This is a genomic window from Microbacterium daqui (assembly GCF_050408675.1).
Classification (GTDB): Bacteria; Actinomycetota; Actinomycetes; order Actinomycetales; family Microbacteriaceae; genus Microbacterium.
Map to the genome: position 1 here is coordinate 1 of NZ_JBNTKF010000019.1, position 17,144 is coordinate 17,144.

16 protein-coding genes are annotated in these 17,144 nt (G+C 63.3%); 8 read left to right on the plus strand and 8 right to left on the minus strand.

Going from position 1 to position 17,144, the window contains the following annotated elements; all coding sequences use genetic code 11:
• Positions 1 to 137: 137 nt before the first annotated feature.
• The gene (locus ACQUSY_RS10665; RefSeq protein ID WP_428904464.1) at positions 138 to 572 is read right to left on the minus strand and encodes a MarR family winged helix-turn-helix transcriptional regulator; all 435 of its coding nucleotides are present in this window, start codon (positions 570 to 572) and stop codon (positions 138 to 140) included.
• A 76-nt stretch (positions 573 to 648) separates the two neighbouring features.
• On the opposite strand from ACQUSY_RS10665, the gene ACQUSY_RS10670 reads away from it, so the two are divergent.
• Together ACQUSY_RS10670 and ACQUSY_RS10675 are read left to right on the plus strand one after the other, a co-directional pair.
• Positions 649 to 2,502, plus strand: a complete 1,854-nt coding sequence (locus ACQUSY_RS10670) for a DUF2207 domain-containing protein (RefSeq protein ID WP_428904465.1) — start codon at positions 649 to 651, stop codon at positions 2,500 to 2,502.
• A 168-nt stretch (positions 2,503 to 2,670) separates the two neighbouring features.
• Positions 2,671 to 2,826, plus strand: coding sequence for a hypothetical protein (locus tag ACQUSY_RS10675; protein WP_428904466.1), 156 nt, complete (start codon positions 2,671 to 2,673; stop codon positions 2,824 to 2,826).
• A gap of 264 nt (positions 2,827 to 3,090) precedes the next feature.
• Here the strand turns inward: ACQUSY_RS10675 and ACQUSY_RS10680 are convergent, their stop codons facing one another.
• A complete protein-coding gene (locus ACQUSY_RS10680) occupies positions 3,091 to 3,510 on the minus strand; it encodes a GNAT family N-acetyltransferase (RefSeq protein WP_428904467.1) in 420 nt (139 codons plus the stop codon).
• Positions 3,419 to 4,711 carry a tocopherol cyclase family protein gene (locus ACQUSY_RS10685; protein WP_428904468.1) on the minus strand — a complete coding sequence of 431 codons (1,293 nt, stop codon included), beginning with the start codon at positions 4,709 to 4,711 and terminating at the stop codon, positions 3,419 to 3,421. The genes ACQUSY_RS10680 and ACQUSY_RS10685 overlap by 92 nt, the downstream gene beginning before the upstream one ends.
• Positions 4,712 to 4,862: 151 nt before the next feature.
• Between ACQUSY_RS10685 and ACQUSY_RS10690 the strand changes: the two genes are divergently transcribed.
• Positions 4,863 to 5,279: a VOC family protein gene (locus ACQUSY_RS10690; RefSeq protein WP_428904469.1), complete on the plus strand. Its 417-nt coding sequence runs from the start codon at positions 4,863 to 4,865 to the stop codon at positions 5,277 to 5,279.
• A 174-nt stretch (positions 5,280 to 5,453) separates the two neighbouring features.
• The gene (locus ACQUSY_RS10695; RefSeq protein ID WP_428904470.1) at positions 5,454 to 5,963 is read left to right on the plus strand and encodes a lipocalin family protein; all 510 of its coding nucleotides are present in this window, start codon (positions 5,454 to 5,456) and stop codon (positions 5,961 to 5,963) included.
• A 30-nt stretch (positions 5,964 to 5,993) separates the two neighbouring features.
• Here ACQUSY_RS10695 and ACQUSY_RS10700 read toward each other — a convergent pair whose 3' ends face one another.
• The 3 genes from ACQUSY_RS10700 to ACQUSY_RS10710 all read right to left on the minus strand — a co-directional run bounded on the left by ACQUSY_RS10700 (position 5,994) and on the right by ACQUSY_RS10710 (position 10,798).
• Positions 5,994 to 7,013 carry a zinc-dependent alcohol dehydrogenase family protein gene (locus ACQUSY_RS10700; protein ID WP_428904471.1) on the minus strand — a complete coding sequence of 340 codons (1,020 nt, stop codon included), beginning with the start codon at positions 7,011 to 7,013 and terminating at the stop codon, positions 5,994 to 5,996.
• 103 nt (positions 7,014 to 7,116) lie between these two features.
• Complete coding sequence (locus ACQUSY_RS10705) at positions 7,117 to 9,888, minus strand: DEAD/DEAH box helicase (RefSeq protein ID WP_428904472.1); 2,772 nt, start codon at positions 9,886 to 9,888, stop codon at positions 7,117 to 7,119.
• A gap of 79 nt (positions 9,889 to 9,967) precedes the next feature.
• Positions 9,968 to 10,798, minus strand: coding sequence for an aggregation-promoting factor C-terminal-like domain-containing protein (locus ACQUSY_RS10710; RefSeq protein ID WP_428904473.1), 831 nt, complete (start codon positions 10,796 to 10,798; stop codon positions 9,968 to 9,970).
• A gap of 369 nt (positions 10,799 to 11,167) precedes the next feature.
• Between ACQUSY_RS10710 and ACQUSY_RS10715 the strand changes: the two genes are divergently transcribed.
• Genes ACQUSY_RS10715 through ACQUSY_RS10725 form a run of 3 tightly spaced genes read left to right on the plus strand, consistent with a single transcriptional unit; the run spans position 11,168 to position 13,664 of the window.
• The gene (locus ACQUSY_RS10715; protein WP_428904474.1) at positions 11,168 to 12,076 is read left to right on the plus strand and encodes a metal ABC transporter substrate-binding protein; all 909 of its coding nucleotides are present in this window, start codon (positions 11,168 to 11,170) and stop codon (positions 12,074 to 12,076) included.
• Positions 12,073 to 12,798, plus strand: a complete 726-nt coding sequence (locus ACQUSY_RS10720) for a metal ABC transporter ATP-binding protein (RefSeq protein WP_428904475.1) — start codon at positions 12,073 to 12,075, stop codon at positions 12,796 to 12,798. The genes ACQUSY_RS10715 and ACQUSY_RS10720 overlap by 4 nt, the downstream gene beginning before the upstream one ends.
• Complete coding sequence (locus ACQUSY_RS10725) at positions 12,795 to 13,664, plus strand: metal ABC transporter permease (RefSeq protein ID WP_428904476.1); 870 nt, start codon at positions 12,795 to 12,797, stop codon at positions 13,662 to 13,664. Before ACQUSY_RS10720 ends, ACQUSY_RS10725 begins: the two co-directional genes overlap by 4 nt.
• 24 nt (positions 13,665 to 13,688) lie before the next feature.
• On the opposite strand, the gene ACQUSY_RS10730 is transcribed toward ACQUSY_RS10725, so the two are convergent.
• Positions 13,689 to 15,878: an MMPL family transporter gene (locus ACQUSY_RS10730; RefSeq protein WP_428904477.1), complete on the minus strand. Its 2,190-nt coding sequence runs from the start codon at positions 15,876 to 15,878 to the stop codon at positions 13,689 to 13,691.
• A gap of 113 nt (positions 15,879 to 15,991) precedes the next feature.
• Between ACQUSY_RS10730 and ACQUSY_RS10735 the strand changes: the two genes are divergently transcribed.
• Positions 15,992 to 16,531 (plus strand): MarR family winged helix-turn-helix transcriptional regulator, encoded by a 540-nt coding sequence (locus tag ACQUSY_RS10735; RefSeq protein ID WP_428904478.1) that lies wholly within the window; start codon positions 15,992 to 15,994, stop codon positions 16,529 to 16,531.
• 60 nt (positions 16,532 to 16,591) lie between these two features.
• On the opposite strand, the gene ACQUSY_RS10740 is transcribed toward ACQUSY_RS10735, so the two are convergent.
• Complete coding sequence (locus ACQUSY_RS10740; protein ID WP_428904479.1) at positions 16,592 to 17,080, minus strand: YajQ family cyclic di-GMP-binding protein; 489 nt, start codon at positions 17,078 to 17,080, stop codon at positions 16,592 to 16,594.
• Positions 17,081 to 17,144 lie beyond the last annotated feature (64 nt).

Consider the following 17,144-nt stretch of genomic DNA (forward strand, 5'->3'; position numbering starts at 1 on the left):
ACCGACCGGTCACCGTCGGCATCAACGGCTCCATCACGGCCCACACCTCGTCAGAGATCTCCTGTCGCGTCACCGTTCAAGACTCACCCACCGAGGAGCGGAACCTCTTGATCAACACGCCCTAGAGGCGCGTTGCGTTAGGGGTGCGTTGCGCGGAGTCTCTTGGTGAGCGCGTGCAGGGTGCGCAGCTCATCGGGTGTAAGCACCGACATGCGGTGGGCGATCGAACGCGCGTGATCGGTGGCCAGCACGCGGAATGCGTGAGCGCCCTCATCGGTTGCCGTGAGAAGCGAGCCGCGACCGTCTTCTGGGTCAGCGCACTTGGTGAGCAGGCCCCGCTGAACCATGCGGTCGACGAGGCGTGAAACGCTGGGCTGACTGATGAGCATGCGGGCGGTGACATCGCGCAGTCGCGCCGTCATCTCGGGGGCTCGAGTCACGGTGAGGAGCACGTCGTACTCGCCCTGGGAGATCTCGCGGTTGTCGAAATCAGTCGAGAGCTCCGCGAGAATCTCGTGCTGGGCGCGGAACAGGCTCTCCCACGCGTCGGTCGCAAGTCGTCGGGTACTCATGGCCACATTATATACGTATGAATATAATGTGCGTCACATGGCGACGAACGCGGGTTTCGATTCCTAAGATAGCCCCATGAGCAGACTGCGGAAGTATTTCGTCGCTGTTGGTTTGGCGTTGGGCCTCGGCGTCGTGGCGTTGCCCGCAGCCGCCGTGGTTCCGTCTGCGACGCAACCGGTGGTTCCGCTCTCTGCTGGCTCCGTGGTTCCGCTCTCTGCTGGCTCCGTGGTTCCGCTCTCTGATGTTGTAGCCGCTGGTGTCGATGACTTCACCTTCGACAGCGTGCACGTGGATTACGAGCTCACGCCTGGCGAGGATGGTACCGGCTCGTTGCTGGTGACCGAGACGTTCGTCGCGAATTTCATAAACCTCGACACGAACCGCGGCATGCGGCGCATTCTGCCGACGACGTACAACGGGGCGCCGTTGCAGCCGCACCTGATTTCGATCACGGATGAAAACGGGGCCTCGCGCAACGCCGAGACGGAAACCGAAGACGGCAGCTACCTCATGACGTCGCGTGGTGACGACTACGTCAACGGTGTGGAGACCTACGTTTTCACGTACACGGTCGACAATGTGATGCGCAATTACTCGGCTGAGAATGTCGACGAGTTTTATTGGGATGTCATTGGTGCGGAGTGGGCTCAGCCGTTCGGCGAGGTGTCGATGACGTTGCATGTTGATCCGGAGCTGGCGGCGGGGCTGAACGGCAAGGCGTCGTGTTATCGGGGTGACAGTGGCGGGAATACGCCGTGCACGCTGACGTCGTCGGCAGACGGGCAGACGTGGGAGTTCTCGAGTGTCTCGCTCGACCGGTATCAGGGCGTCACGATTGCGATCGGTTTTGATGAGGGAACCATCACGGCGTTCGACGGTTCGTACATGTCGCAAGATGCGGCGCCGTGGCAGTTGGGTGTTGCGGGTGCTGGTGTTGCGGGGCTGTTGGGTGCCGGAGTGGTGCGTGCGACCGCGCTGCGCGATGCGCGTGGGCGTGGCATCATCGTTCCGCAGTACGAGCCGCCCGCCGGGGTTGATGGCATGAACGCGGCGGTGTTGCTGGGCAACCAGCACGCCGTGACCGCTGAGATTTTGGAGCAGGCTGTGCGGGGGTCGTTGCGGATCCGCGAAGACGGCAAGCGTGGCAAATACGTGCTGCAATTGGTCGATGCGACCCGCGCTGGCGACGGCAACGGCGCGCGCATGCTGTCGATTCTGTTCGGCATGAAGTTGCTGCCCGGAACCACCGTGAGCGGCAAGCCGTCATCGAGTCGCGCCGCCAAGCTGCAACAAATGCGCCTGGACACGAAGAAGGCACAGTTGCGAGGTGGGCTGCGCCGCAAGCCGAGCCCGCTACTGCGGGTGGTCTTCTTCCTGGTCGGTGTGGTGCTGACGGCGCTCGCGTTCTTGACGGCCGGCATCATCTACGTGCAGAGCAACAACGGCTTCGGATTCATCGTGGCGGGTGGCGTTGCGGTGCTGTCGATGTTCATGGGATCGCTCGTGTCGAAGAAACCCTTCACCGACCGCGGTGCTGAAGTGCGTGACCACCTCGCGGGGCTCAAGATGTTCATGGACTGGGCTGAGGCTGATCGCATCCGCATGCTGCAGTCGCCCGAGGGAGCTGAGCGTGTGCGCGTGAACACGGCTGACCCGGCGTCGATGCTGAAGCTCTACGAGCCGCTGCTGCCCTTCGCTGTGGTCTTCGGGCTTGAGAAGAAGTGGACCAAGACGCTCGAGGACTACTACGCCGTCGGTGGCTACGAGCCGTACTGGTACACCGGCCGCACAGCGTTCACGGTGAGCGCGCTGAACTCGGTCGTGCAGTCGTTCACGCCGGCGTCTTCGTCTTCATCATCGAGCGGTGGTTCCGGTGGTGGCGGCTCCGTCGGCGGTGGCGGTGGCGGCGGCGGAGGCGGCGGGGTTTGAGGGTTCACGGTCTGTCGGATTTTCGGGGTTTCCGGGTCGTGAGGGCGATGTCAACGACCGTTATGCACGATTGAAAATGGTCCGCACGCAATAAGTGCCCCACCAGCCACATGAGCCTCATGAGTCACAGGTGTGCGTGCATAACGGTTGTTGTCGACGGCTGGTGGTGTGTGCACGGCGGTGGTGGTGGTTCCGGAACCAGGCGCTCAGTTCTGGAGTGAGCTGGCGCGGGTCGGAACCATGGGTGCGCGCGGAACCATGGGGTGTCGGCGGAGCCATGGGGTGACGGCTGAGCCATGGGGTGACGGCGGAACCATGGGGTGACGGCGGAGCCATGGGGTGCGGTTCGCGAGTTGTTGCGTGTGTATGGGTTAGGCGTTCTGCCGGGAGAAATGTAGAACCGGCCGGAGAGGCTTCCGGCCGGTTCTATCCCTTGCACCAAGAGTGTCCTGCAATCACATGCCGGTAGCTGCCACAGCAAAACAACTACCGTGCAATGACTATATAACGGCGGGGTAACGAAGGGAAGGGTTTGTCGTTATCTTTTTGTGATTTGTTTCTCATGAGTTCGCTGAGTGGGACTTGGGTCTATTCGAGCCGCGCAAACACGCGAATGGGAAACGGGAGTTCGCGAACCTCGGTGAAGCCAATCGACTCGTAAAACGCGCGCCGCTCCGGCTCATCGTCGGTCATGAGAACCTTCTGACGCACGTCGGCGGAAGGCTCGAACGCCCGTCGGCGCCACTCGCGCGCAATGCCATGCCGCTGGTGGGAAGGGCGAACGAGAACGTCTTGCAAGTAGGCGATTGTCATGCCGTCGCCGACGACGAGTGCGAGGCCGACGAGCATGCCCGATTCATCTCTCGCGGTCGCCACGGTGAATGAGGCGGCCGCCGTTGAGGCCAGGCGATCCGGGTCATTCGTGTATGCAGCCCACTCGACAGCGTCGTACAGATCGACCAGATCTTCGCGTGAGGGATATTTGTCGGCGGCGTACGTGATAAGCATCGGGCCAGCCTGGCGTGGAGCCCGCGGTGCGGGCAAAGCGTGGCGATTCCTGAGGCGACGGGCTCACGAATGGGGCTGATTTCGACTGCGCTCCGTCGCGACAATTTCTCCCAGCTAACTGCCCTCTGATCGGCCATATTTGCCCTCTCAACGTCGGAGGTTGGTGAGAGGGTGAAGACATGACAACGACACCGCAAACCCCGGCATCGCAACTGCGCGATGCGATCGCGGTGTTCGTTGTGCAGGCGCGCGAATTCCATGCATCCGGCGCGCTCGAGCTGGGCGATGATGGCGAAGCGATCGCCGCGATCACTGCCGCCGGCGATGCGCTCCGGGCGGCCGAGTCGCTGTTGATTGCGGGCGCCGGAACCATTGTGCAGCGCTCGGCGCGAAGGGTGAGGGTGCCATCGGGGCCGTGCATGCGCCAGCGTACGTGGGAGTCGTCGATCGTGAGCTCGTCGTCGCGCGAGCCGTTCCACGTCGCCCAGGTCGCGAGCCGATCGGGGTACCGCAGGGCAACGATCGACCCGCGAAACGTGCGCCCGACGCCCGGAATGATCGCGCATGACGCTACGAGCGAGCCCGCGATTTCGGCGCCAGCGGCATCGCGCAGGTGATTGCTTGCGAGCCACACGTAGCTGGACGGAAACGCCGTGCCCCAGTCTTTCTCGATATACCCGCGACCGTCCGTGAACTCGACGAGCTTGTCTTCAATGACGAGCGTGCCGGCGAGGCCGTGGCCGAACGACACGATGCCGTGAAAGCACTCCATGATCGGCAGGTAGCCGTACCAGCCCATGATTCCCGGGCGCCGCAGCGTCACCGGATACGGGTCGATCGGCGTCGCGTACGAAAGGGATCCGCTGATCATCGGGAGGTCGAGCATGACGCCGCTCTGATCGAAGCGGTTGCTGCCGACCGTGACCGCCATGCGCGACTCATCAGCCTCAAACTCGTCAGACGTGAACCGAAAATACCAGGATCGCCCGCCCACGCCATCAAGCACCTGGATGAAGGCTTCGTCGACGGAACCATCGGAGCTGCCGCCGCGGAAAATGCCCGGAATCAGCGCCCAGCGCTGGGAGAGATCGGGGGAGACGAGCTTGATGTACCAGCCCTCGAAGAATTCGCGCTTGCGCCCGCGACCGTGGTAGCCCTCGGGGTGACGCACCCCACGGAAGTACTGCATCGGCGACCGCATGCCCCCACGGTACGGGCAATTGCCGCCCCCGGGGTAGGGGTTTCATCGCGAGGTCTCATCTGACAAAATCGCCGATTGAATGCGGCTGGCACTGGCTCTGGTGCAATGTCCCAGGGACGGCGTATCGTCGCATCCGACGCAAAGGAGCATCATGTCAGCACGACTAGAAGCCATCAACATCACGTGCCGTGATCACGCGGCCAGTGGCGCCCGCTGGGCCGAAATCCTCGGGCTCGAGCCGGAGGGCGACATCACGTCGGCAAACGACTTCATCACGTATCGGATCCCCGGAACCGAGGTGTATTTCGCGTTCCAGCCACCCGACAACGGTGAGGTGGGCGACACGTTTGTGCCGCGCATTCATCTCGACGCGGTCGCCTCGGGCAACACCCGCGAGCAGGAGCTAGAGAACCTCCTCACACGCGGAATGAAGCTCGTGGTCGACGCACGCACCGCCGACGGCGCCGGCTGGTTTACCGTTGAAGACGTCGACGGCACACAGATTTGTGTGGGCCGGTCTGATGAAGAGCGTGCTGCCGCGAAAGCGGCCCGCGAAGGTTCGTCGTGAGCGCGACTTCCTGTTCGGTTCTTGCACGCGACACTGCCTTCGATGACGGATCGTGCCTCCACCTATCGAGCGCGACCGCCAGAGATAGCCGCCCGCGTAGGCATCGTCAACCCCATTGGTGTGGGTGTTCACGCACCGTAGTGTGACGGGCAACGACACGAAACGGAGATCACGATGACTGACGTTGTATCCCTGCCTGCGCTTGACCTCGAGCGGTATCTGGGCCCATGGTTCGAAATTGCCCGTCTTCCCATGCGCTGGGAAGACGACAAGGCCACATGCGTCACCGCGCATTACACGATGAACGACGATGGCACCGTTCGCGTCGACAACCGGTGCTATGACGAGGACGGTAAGCCGGTCCAGTCGATAGGCCGAGCAAAGCCCGTGGAGGGCGAACCCGCCCAGCTGCGGGTGTCGTTCATGCCGGAGCTTCTCCGGTGGATGCCCTTCACCGAAGGGGACTACTGGGTGCTGAAGATCGACGAAAACTACAAGCACGCGTTGGTCGGTACGCCCGACCACAAGAATCTTTGGTTGCTCGCTCGCACGTCAACTATCGACCCTGAGATCGAGCGTGAGTTTCTCGACCATGCCACTGCCCAGGGGTTTGACTTAGCGCCGCTCATTCGCCCGAGGCAGGATGGCCGAAGCGTAAGTAGTGATGAACTCGAAGAGAGTTAGTGTTTCGCGTTGCGTTTGAACGTCGCGCGGTCAGGGTGTCAATAGCACTTTGATTGCGCGGCGTTCGTCCATCGCGCGATAACCCTCGGCGGCGTCCTCCAGCGGGAGCGTCATGTCGAAGACAGCGCCGGGGTTGATCTTGCGGTCCCAAATGAGCTGGATCAGTTCGGGCAAGAAGCGTCGCACGGGAGCCGGGCCACCCATCAGGTGAACGGTCTTGCCGAACAGCTCAGCACCATCGAGTGAGACACCGTGGGAGACGCCGACGAAGCCGACATGGCCACCGGAACGGCACGCGCGAATCGCCTGCTGCATCGACTCCTGTGTGCCGACGGCTTCGAGCACGCTGTGGGCGCCGTAGCCGCCGGTGAGCTCCTTGATACGGGCAACGCCCTCATCGCCGCGCTCTTCAACAATGTCGGTCGCACCGAACTCACGGGCCAGGGCCTGGCGGTCGGCGTGACGACTCATCGCAATGATGCGCTCGGCGCCGAGCTGCTTCGCGGCCAGGATGCCGAGCAAACCAACCGCGCCGTCACCAACCACGGCAACGGTCTTGCCGGGGCCTGCCTCGGCGGCGACAGCGGCAAACCAGCCGGTGCCCAACACATCCGATGCGGCGAGCAGCGACGGCACCAGATCAGCCGACGGTTCGCCGGGCATCCTCACGAGCGTGCCGTCGGCGAGCGGAACTCGCGCGTATTCCGCCTGTGTGCCGATCGAGCCCATGCCGGTCGTGTGAATGCAACGCGACTGGAATCCCGCCTCGCAAATTTCGCACGTGTTGTCGCTCGTCATAAACGAACCGACAACGTGATCGCCGACCGCGAGCGACGTCACGTCGGCGCCGATCTCGGTCACAACGCCGATGTACTCGTGACCCATGTTCTTACGGTTCACGCGGTCATGTCCGCGATAGGGCCAGAGGTCGGAACCACAAATACAGGTCGCGGTCACTCGGATGATCGCATCGGTTGGCAGTTGAATCTCCGGATCCGGGCGCTCTTCGACGCGAACGTCTCCGGGGGCGTGCATGACTACTCCGCGCATGATTCTCCTTCAGCTCAACCGGCACCCGGTCATCGGCTGCCCGCACAAATCTGTGGAACCAGTTTGGCGCAGTCAGATACGCTGCAGGGCGAATCTGCCGAACTTACGCCAACAATCCCCGTACATCGTCGGCCGTCAACGCGCCGGCGAACAGATCGCCACCATCGATGACTTCGGTGAACAACGCACGCTTCGATTCGCCGAGCGCGACCACTTTCTCTTCGATCGTGTCGCGCGCGACCAACCGGTAGACCATGACCGGCTTCGTCTGACCGATGCGGTGGGTGCGGTCGATGGCCTGCGCCTCGGTTGCCGGGTTCCACCACGGGTCGAGCAAGAACACCGAATCGGCCTCGGTCAACGTCAGGCCAACACCACCCGCCCGGAGGCTGACGAGGAACACCGGAGCGTCCCCCTCTCGAAAACGAGAGATCACTTCAGGGCGGTTTGTCGTGGTTCCGTCGAGGTACTCGTACCGAATGCCGCGTGCCTCAAGCCGCGAACGCACCAGCGCGAGGTACGACGTGAACTGGCTGAATACGAGGGCGCGATGCCCCTCGGCCGCCAAGTCTTCAATGCGGTCGAGCAACTCATCAAGCTTGGTCGTGGCTCCCGGCCGCGTGCCCTCATCACCAATCAACGACGGGTCGAGTGCCAGCATGCGCAGCAGCGTGAGCGAGCGGAACACGATGAACCGGTTGCGATCGAGGTCTTCGACGAGACCCAGAATCTTCTGCCGCTCGCGTTGTAGATGCAGGTCATAGAGGCGCCGATGCTCGGGTCCGAGGTCAATAGTCACCGTCTGCTCGGTGCGTGACGGCAACTCGAGCGCAACGTTCTGCTTCGTGCGGCGCAGCATGAGCGGGCGAATCCGCGCCCGCAACTCGGCGATGCGCTCTGCCGAATGGGCCTTGATGTAGCGGTCGGTGAACCGCAGTCGTGACGGATAGAGCCCAGGCGCCACGACCCGCAACAGCGCCCACAGGTCGAGCAGGCTGTTTTCCATCGGGGTGCCGGTGAGGGCGAACTTCACGTCGGCGTTCAGCGCATACGCACACTCGTGCACTTGAGACGCGGGATTCTTGATGTATTGCGCTTCGTCAAGAATGAGGGTGCGCCAGCGCTGACGTTCGAAGCGGTCGAACTCCAAACGAAACAGCGCGTACGACGTGATGACCACGTCGGCATCCGCAGGAATGACATCTTTCGTCGAGCCAACGACCGCCACGCTGAGCGCAGGAGCGAAGCGGCGAATCTCATCGCCCCATCCGCCCACAACCGACGTCGGTGCCACAACCAGTGCCGGCCGATCCGACCCCTGCGTGTGCTGCAACAGCGCGATCGCCTGCAGCGTCTTACCGAGGCCCATGTCATCGGCGAGGATGCCGCCGAGACGGTGCGCATCGAGGTGCGCGAGCCAACGGAACCCCTCCACCTGATACCCGCGCAGCGTCGCGGTGATGCCCGCCGGCACGTCGATTGGCGACGGGGTACCGGTCAGTGCACGCGCCGCCGACCGCCACGCGAGAGCCTCAGGCTGCTGGTCAGACTCATCTTCAAACGGCTCGAATAGGTCAGCGTGGTAGCGGCTGACGATCGCGCCGGTCTCCCACTCTTCAAGATGCGCCCCCTCCTGAATGAGTTCACGCAGACTGTCGAAAATGGGTTGCTTCAGTGACAGATACGACTTGTCGACCAGCAACAACTTCGTCTGCCCCCGACTGAGCGCAGCAAACACTCGAGCAAACGGCACGATGTAATCGCCCAGCATGATGACAAACCCCAGGCTTAGCCAGTCGTTGTCGTTGGTCGGCACCGCAGTGAGACGCAGCGTCGGCGCCTCGACGGTCGCCCGATACTCGGGCTTCTCACCGATTGCGTGCACACGAATGCCACTCGCTTCCAGCATCGGCAGCTCTTCGGCCACGAACACCGCGGCATCCGCACCGGTCAGTTTCTCGGGCACATCGACGGGGCCCGTGGCAAGCGGCTGGTGAGCGGAACCAATCCACGACTCCCAGCGCATAAGCACGGTGTCGCCGGGGCGATACTCGACAACGAGCACCGTCTCTTCGCGCACTTCGGGCAGCTCGATACCGCGCCCCGCGACGCCAATCTGCGTCGTGAGCGTCGGGTAGACCTGCTCCCAGAACTCCTCGACGTCGGCCTCCGGCACCCGAATGACTTCGGCTTCGTCACGCACCAGGTCGAGCCCCGCGCCCGGCACCGGCGCCAGCATCACACGAAGGTCTGGGTCAAACGTGCACACATAGATGCCGTGATCGGCCACAACACCCGTCGGAGTCACGCCCACGTCGTCAATCGTGACCATCGGCGCAATCCGCAGCCCCGTGGTTCCGTCTGGCGCAACCTCAGCAACTACGCGTGCCGCTGGTGCGAGATCAACGCGCGTCGCTTTCTTACCCGTCAGCAGCGTGATGCCGGCACTCGCGGCTGACTCCAGCAACGGCCACAGCAGCTGGCTCGCGAAATCGTCGAGGTAGAGCCAATCGCTCTCCGACGCGCGGTAGCCGGAACCACTCGTGCGGTGCAGCGCAGCAAACTGCGTGAACCACGAAACCTGGGCAGCATCGAGCCCGAGTCGCTCAACCTTGTAGGTGAGTGTGCCCCAGGTGATGTCGCTGGTAACCCAGTTGCCGCTCTTGCTGCGGAGCGCGGGCCGCACCCCGAGACGCTGCGTGCCGCGCTTGCGCACGGACGTCGCGGGCGAGGCCTGTGGTGACGTCCACTGGCTGCCTTCGCGCTTCAACGTGCGCAGCTGAAACAGGAGGCCGAGGTCGGCATGGCCGTCTCGGCCGGGTGCAGAGGTAACACCGAGGCGATCACGCCAGGAGGGTGTTGCGTTTGCCGTCACCCGTCGATTCTCTCAGCACCCACAGACAAAACGGCCGGTGCACAACATGACGTCGCGCACCGGCCGTAAAATCAGCGGCTTAGTACCAATCGGTCGCCTGCGAGTGACCCCACGCACCGCACGGGCTGCCGTACACGGCATCGATGTACTGCAGACCCCAAATGATCTGCGTCGTGGCGTTCGTGGCCCAATCGCCCGCGACCGACGACATCTTGTCGCCGGGCAGAGACTGCGGAATGCCGTAGGCACCGGAGCTCGGGTTCTCGGCCTGGAAGTTCCATCCCGACTCCTTGTTCCACAGCGACTCCAGGCACGAGAACTGGTCTGCACCCCAGCCATAGTCGTTCAGTGCGATCGTGGCGGCGGTATTGCGCGCACCATCGGGGGTGTTCGCGGCCGCTGCAGCCTCGGCGGCTGCAGCTTCGGCGGCGGCCTGTGCGGCCGCGGCCTGCTCCGCAGCAATACGCTCCTGCGTTGCCACAACATCAGCACGCAGGGCGGCCGTCGCGCCGACAACCTTTTCGGTTTCGGTCGTGATCTGTGCCGTCTTGGCGGCCAGGGCTCGCGCGGGCACCCCACTCAGGTTCATCGCATTGTCGATGTCGGCGCGAAGCTCTTGTGAATTGACGGTCAGGGTTTCGACCGAGATGTTCGCGGCGTAAAACTCGGCGTTGGCCGCACCAGCATCCTGCACCGCAGATTCGGCGGTGGTGATGGCAGTACGGAGTTCGGTGATCTGAACGGCCGGCATCATCTGCTTGGACGCGGTCGGAACCAGGGCTGCGGCAACAGCCGGAGCGGAGACTCCGAGGGTGCCGATTGCGACGATGGCACCGGCAAGGGCGAAGGCAGAGGTGCGCTTCGACGGAGCGTGACGGGTCGGGCGGGAAGAAAGGGGGAAGAAGGGCATAACGAATACTTCTGTGTGGGAACCCACCGACTCTCGGTGGCAGAGCGCGCCGCTGTGGCTTCGCAGTCACGGCCCTCACGCTCGGGTGCGTGGGCTTCGGCGGGCGAGTGTGCCGTTCGGGGCGGCACCTCAGAAACCCTGAGCGTCTGATCTGGGCGAAACTGATGAAAAGCCTGAACAAACCATGTAAACGGGGCTTCCGAGGTCGCGCGCATCGGGCGTTGAGATTGCCTCACGTCACCCACCCATGACGCCGTTACCATTCCGTTACTTCCGCGGAATTGCGGGCAATTATGTGTATGTCCGACGTTGATTTAGGTGCACCGAAAAGGTACTGTTTTCGGCATGCCTAAAAATGCTGGCCGACGAATGTGCAGAATCGTCGGCGTCGCCGTGCTGAGTGCGGTCACCGCCGGGCTCGCGTCATGCAGCGCCCCTGTCGAATCATTGGGGGAGAAGCCGGTTGTCGTCGCCACCTTCAGTGTGCTGGCCGATATCGCCAGCGAAATTGGCGGTGACCATATTGAGGTGCGATCGATCACAAAGGTCGGTGCCGAGATTCACGGGTACGAACCGACGCCCGGCGACATTCGTCAGGGCGTCGATGCCGACCTGCTGATCGAAAACGGGTGGGGGCTCGAAGCCTGGTTTGACCAGTTCGTCGCAGATCTCGACGTTCCGGTCGTGACGCTCACCGACGGTCTGACTCCCATCGACATCGCGAGCGACGCGTACGCAGGCAAGCCCAATCCGCACGCTTGGATGAGCCCGGCTAACGTGCAGCACTTCGCGACCGTGTTAGCTGCTGAGTTCACAAAGCTCGCTCCCGAGTACGCCGCCGATTTCACCCAGAACGCCGAAGCGTACGTCGCCGAGCTCGACGACGTGCAAGCGGACCTCGTTGCGGCACTTGCCACGATCCCCGAATCACACCGCACGCTCGTCACGTGCGAAGGGGCGTTCAGCTATCTCACCCGTGACGTCGGTTTGACGGAGGCGTACATCTGGCCGGTCAACGCGGAGCAACAGGTGACACCCCAGCGCCTCGCAACCGTCATTGACGTCGTCAACAGCACCGAGGTTCCGGCTGTCTTTTGTGAGTCGACCGTGTCAGAACGACCCATGCTGCAGGTTGTCTCCGCGACCGGCACCCGCTTCGGCGGCACGCTCTACGTCGATTCGCTCTCACTCGACGACGGGCCGGTGCCCACCTATCTCGACCTCATCAGACACGACGTTGACGTCATCGTCGCGGCACTCGCGCAAGGAGCCCCATGACACTGGCCATTGATGTGCAGGGCGTGACCGTGCGCTACGGCGACGTCGTCGCCCTCGACGGCGTTGACCTGCAGGTTGCCCACGGAACCGTCACCGGGCTCATCGGCATGAACGGGTCAGGCAAATCGACCCTGTTTCGCACCATCATGGGTGTCATCAACCCGGCTCGTGGTTCCGTGCGCATTGACGGCGAGACCCCGCAAGCCGCCCGTGCCTCTGGAGCCGTCGCCTATGTGCCGCAGGCCGAAGAAGTCGACTGGTCGTTTCCGGTGAGTGTGCGCGACGTCGTGATGATGGGCCGCTACGGCAAGCAGGGCGTCCTTCGTCGCGCCTCGCGTGCAGACCGCGCTGCCGTCGACACCGCCCTCGACCGCGTCGGGTTGAGCGATCTCGCGAATCGCCAGATTGGTCGGCTCTCGGGCGGACAAAAGAAGCGGGCGTTCGTGGCGCGGGCGATCGCTCAGGACGCCCGGGTGCTTCTACTCGACGAGCCCTTCGCCGGCGTCGACAAGCCGTCAGAGGCGATGATCACGCGGGTGCTGATTGAGCTGGCAGCCGAGGGTCGCGGCGTCCTCGTCTCCACTCACGACCTCGCGGGGCTTCCGGAACTCGCGCGCGACGTTGTGTTGTTGCGCAACCGCGTGCTGTTTCACGGCGACGTGGCGGAGGGGTTGGAACCACGGATTCTGGCGCGTGCTTTCGGTTGGGAGGAGGCGGCATGAGTTGGGTTGATGCGTTGCTTGAGCCGTTCCAGTTCGAGTTCATGTTGCGCGCGTACGGGGCGACGATTCTGGCCGCCGTCGTGTGTGCACTGTTGTCGTGCTGGCTGGTGCTGATCGGCTGGTCGCTTATGGGTGACGCAGTCTCGCACGCCGTGTTGCCTGGCGTTGTCCTCGCCTACTTTTTCGGGGTCCCGTTCGCGCTGGGCGCCCTCGTCTTTGGGCTGCTCGCGGTCGCCCTCATCGGCGCGATTCGCGACACCAGCCGTCTTAAAGAAGACGCCGCGATCGGCATCGTGTTCACAACGCTGTTCGCGCTCGGCCTGGTACTGGTCTCGATCATTCCGAGTCAGACCGACCTCGGGCACATCATTTTCGGCAACATTCTCGGGGTCTCCGATGCCGACCTGTTGCAGATCGCTATTCTCGCCGTCGTGGCAATTGCGGTGTTACTTATCAAGCGCCGCGATCTCACGCTGTTTGCCTTTGACCCCGCGCACGCTTTCGCGATTGGCCTGCGGCCGAAACTGTTGAGCGCGCTCCTCCTCGGCGTGCTCGCGCTGACCAGTGTCGTGGCGCTTCAAGTGATCGGCGTCGTGCTCGTTGTGGCCATGCTGATCATCCCTGGGGCCACGGCGTACCTGCTCACCGATCGCTTCGGACGCATGTTGTGGATCGCTCCACTTCTCGGCGCGGTCGCGGCCGTCGTCGGCATCACGCTCAGCTACTACCTCGACGCCGCCTCGGGTGCCCTGGTGGTGCTGACTCAGGGTGCCATCTTCGCGATCGTCTACCTCTTCAGCCCCACGCAAGGCATTGTTCCGCGCCTCCTCACGCGAAACCGCCGTGGGGTGTCAGCTGTGCACTGACACCCCACGGCGATCGCCTTCTGTCTACTTTGCGCTAGCGGCCACCGGCTCGCCGTCGACGGCCGGGTCTTCGGGCTGATCAGCGCGTGCCAGCTTCGACGGCCACCAAATCGCGGGGCCAATGTCGTACGTGAGTGCGGGCACGAGCAGCGATCGCACGATGAACGTGTCCAGCAGCACGCCGAACGCGACGATAAACGCGAGCTGCACGAGGAACAGAATCGGAATCACCGACAGCGCCGCAAACGTTGCCGCCAAGACGAGGCCAGCCGATGTGATCACGCCGCCGGTGATCGCGAGGCCGCGCAGCACGCCGTGACGTGTGCCGTGCTTGACCGACTCTTCGCGCACGCGCGTCATCAAGAAGATGTTGTAGTCGATGCCGAGTGCCACCAAGAACACGAAGCCAAAGAGCGGAACCGCGGCATCGGCGCCGGGGAAGTTGAAGACCCCGTTGAACATCAGAGCTGACACACCCATGGCTGTTCCGAACGACAGCACCGTGGTGAGAATCAGGAGCACCGGTGCGAGGACCGACCGCAACAGCAGCATCAGAATGACAAGAATCACGACGAGGATCAGCGGAATGATCAGGTTGCGGTCGTGAATCGACGCATCGTTCGTGTCGATGGCCGTTGCGGTCACGCCGCCGACGAGCGCGCCGGTGCCGTCGAGCTGCGTGCGCAGGTCGCGCACGGTCGTCGCCGCGGCTTCCGAGTCGGCCGCGTCGGTGAGCGTTGCCTGCAGCAATACGTTGCCATCCACGACCGTCGGTGTCGGCGGTTCCGTTCCCGGAGGGCCCTGCGCAACGATCCCGTCAGCGGTGACCGACGCCGAACCCGTCACTGAGTCTTTCGCTGAAATCGAGACGCTCGAGATGCCGTCATGCCCCAGCAAAATGTCGACGATCGCCTGTTGCTCGGTCTCCGGCGTCAGGATGTAAGTGGGGCTTCCGGAACCACCGGGGAAGTGCTCGCCGAGGGCGGCTTGGCCGTCGCGTGCCTCTGACGTGCCAAGCACGAGTTCAGACTGCGCGACCCCGTCGGCCTTGAGCTGCGTGACGCCAACCGCGCCCACGAGCAGGACGAGCGTCGTGACGATCCAGATCGCGCGCGGACGCTTGCGAACCTGGCGCGCGAGCCACGCCCAGATTCCCTTCTGCGGCATGCCCTGTTCGGCCTTCACCACGTCAGGCTCGAAGTGCGGGCGACGGGGCCAGAACGCCGCGCGGCCGAATGCGAAAAGCAAAGCGGGCAGAAGCGTGAGCGCGGCGAGCATGGCGAAGACGATGCCGAGTGCCGCCACCGGCCCCAGCGTGCTGTTCGATTTCAGGTCACTCAGCAACAGGCACAACAGACCCGCGATGACCGTCCCGCCCGACGCGAGAATTGGTTCCACTGACCCCTTCCATGCGCGCATCGTGGCTTGCCACTTGTCTTCGGTGACGCGCAGCTCTTCGCGGAAGCGGGAGACGAACAGCAGTGAGTAGTCGGTGGCCGCACCGATCACGAGGATGAACAAAATGCCCTGGGTCTGGCCGCTGAGCAGCAGCACGCCCCACTTCGCGAGCCACCACACTGTGAGCAACGCGATGCACAGCGCGAACAGGCTCGTCGAGAGCACAGCGACCGGGAGCAGGAGCGAGCGGTAGACGAGGATCAGGATGACCAGCACGGCGAGTAGGGCGACGCCGAGGAGGAGGCCATCGATACCGGAGAAGCCAGCGATGAGGTCGGCGGTGAAGCCAGCGGGGCCGGTGATGGCGACCGTGATGCCGTCGGCGACATCGGTCTTGAGTTGGGTGCTGAGCTCCATCACGACGTCACCGACATCACTGTCAGCGTCGATCGGAATGAAGGCCTGGGCCGCCATGCCGTCTTCGGAGGGGATCGCGGGGGAGAGCTTGTCGTTCACGCCGGCGATCTCGGGTGCCGCCTCGAGTGCCGTCGTGATGCTGTCGAGCTGAGCATCGGTGAGGGCGCTGTCGCTGGTGAAGATCGCGATCGCCGGAATCGCGTTCTCGCCGCTGAAGTCGCCGAGCACCTTCTGCACCGCGGTCGCGTCTGCCGAGTCAGGGAGGTAGGCCGTCGAATCATTCGACGACACCTCATCGACCTTGCCAAACAGCGGGCCACCGAGGCCCGCGCCGGTGAACCAGGCGAGGATCAGCAGGGCCGGGATGAGAATTCGGCACCATTTCTTGGGGCGGGACATGCTCTCTCGTTTCGGTGGTGGCTGCGTTGAGACGATCGGCGATGATCTCTCGCCTAACAGATTGCTAGCCTAGCAAGAAATAATATTCGCGAGTGATCGAATATGCTAGAGCCATGGCAACGGAAGGTGGCGTGAGTGGGGCGAATATCTATCGCCTCGACGCCAGCGACCCGACCGGTCGACTGGTCGATCGCTCCGCCATGTCTGCCGACGACATCGCGCAGGTGAGTGAAGTCATGCAGGCGCTCGGCGCGTTGCGCTCCGCAGAACAGCGCATTTCCGAAGCGTCGCGGCGCTACATGAAGCTCAATGACACCGATATGCGGGCGCTCCACTTTTTGGCCGCGTGTCTGCACACGCAGACCGTGGCGACCCCTGGTTCCATTTCGGCGCACCTCGGTATTTCGACGGCGTCGACGACGAAGCTTCTTGACCGGCTTGAGGCCGGAGGCCACGTCACGCGCTCCGCGCATCCGACCGATCGGCGCGCGCTGGCGATCGCGATCACGCCCGAAACCCACGAGGCAGCTATGCAATCGGTCGGGCGTCAGCATGCGAAGCGCGTGCCCTCGGTCATGCGGCTCACACCCGACGAGCGCCAGACGGTGATCGACTTTCTTCGCGGTATGGCCGCGGATCTCGACGCCCCGTAACTCCTAAACGCGAAACGGCCCCGGTGATCATCACTGGGGCCGTTTGAAATTCACATCCGCTTAGCGGTAGTTGACGTACTGCAGGTCGACGTCGAGATCGGCTGCTTTGAGGAGGCGCTGAACCTCTTGGAGGTCGTCGCGGCTCTTCGAGCTCACGCGCAGTTCGTCACCCTGAATCTGGCTCTTGACGCCCTTCGGACCCTCATCGCGAATGATCTTGCCGATCTTCTTCGCGTTCTCCTGCGAGATGCCTTCCTTCAGCGTCGAGGTGATGCGCACCTCCTTGCCGGAGGCGAGGGGCTCGCCCGAGTCCAGGCTCTTCAGCGAAATGCCGCGCTTAATGAGCTTGGTCTGGAAAACGTCGAGAACGGCGTTCGCGCGCTCTTCGGAGTTCGCCTTGATGATGATCGAGTCGCCGCTCCAGTCGATCGAGGCCTCAGTGCCCTTGAAGTCGTAGCGCTGCTCGACCTCCTTCTTCGCCTGGTTCAGAGCGTTGTCTGCCTCTTGGCGGTCGATCTTGGAGACGATGTCGAATGAGGAGTCAGCCATACCCACATCGTATCCGTCCCGGGCGAAAACCGCCCTACGGGGTCTTGCTTGTAAGCGTTTCCAC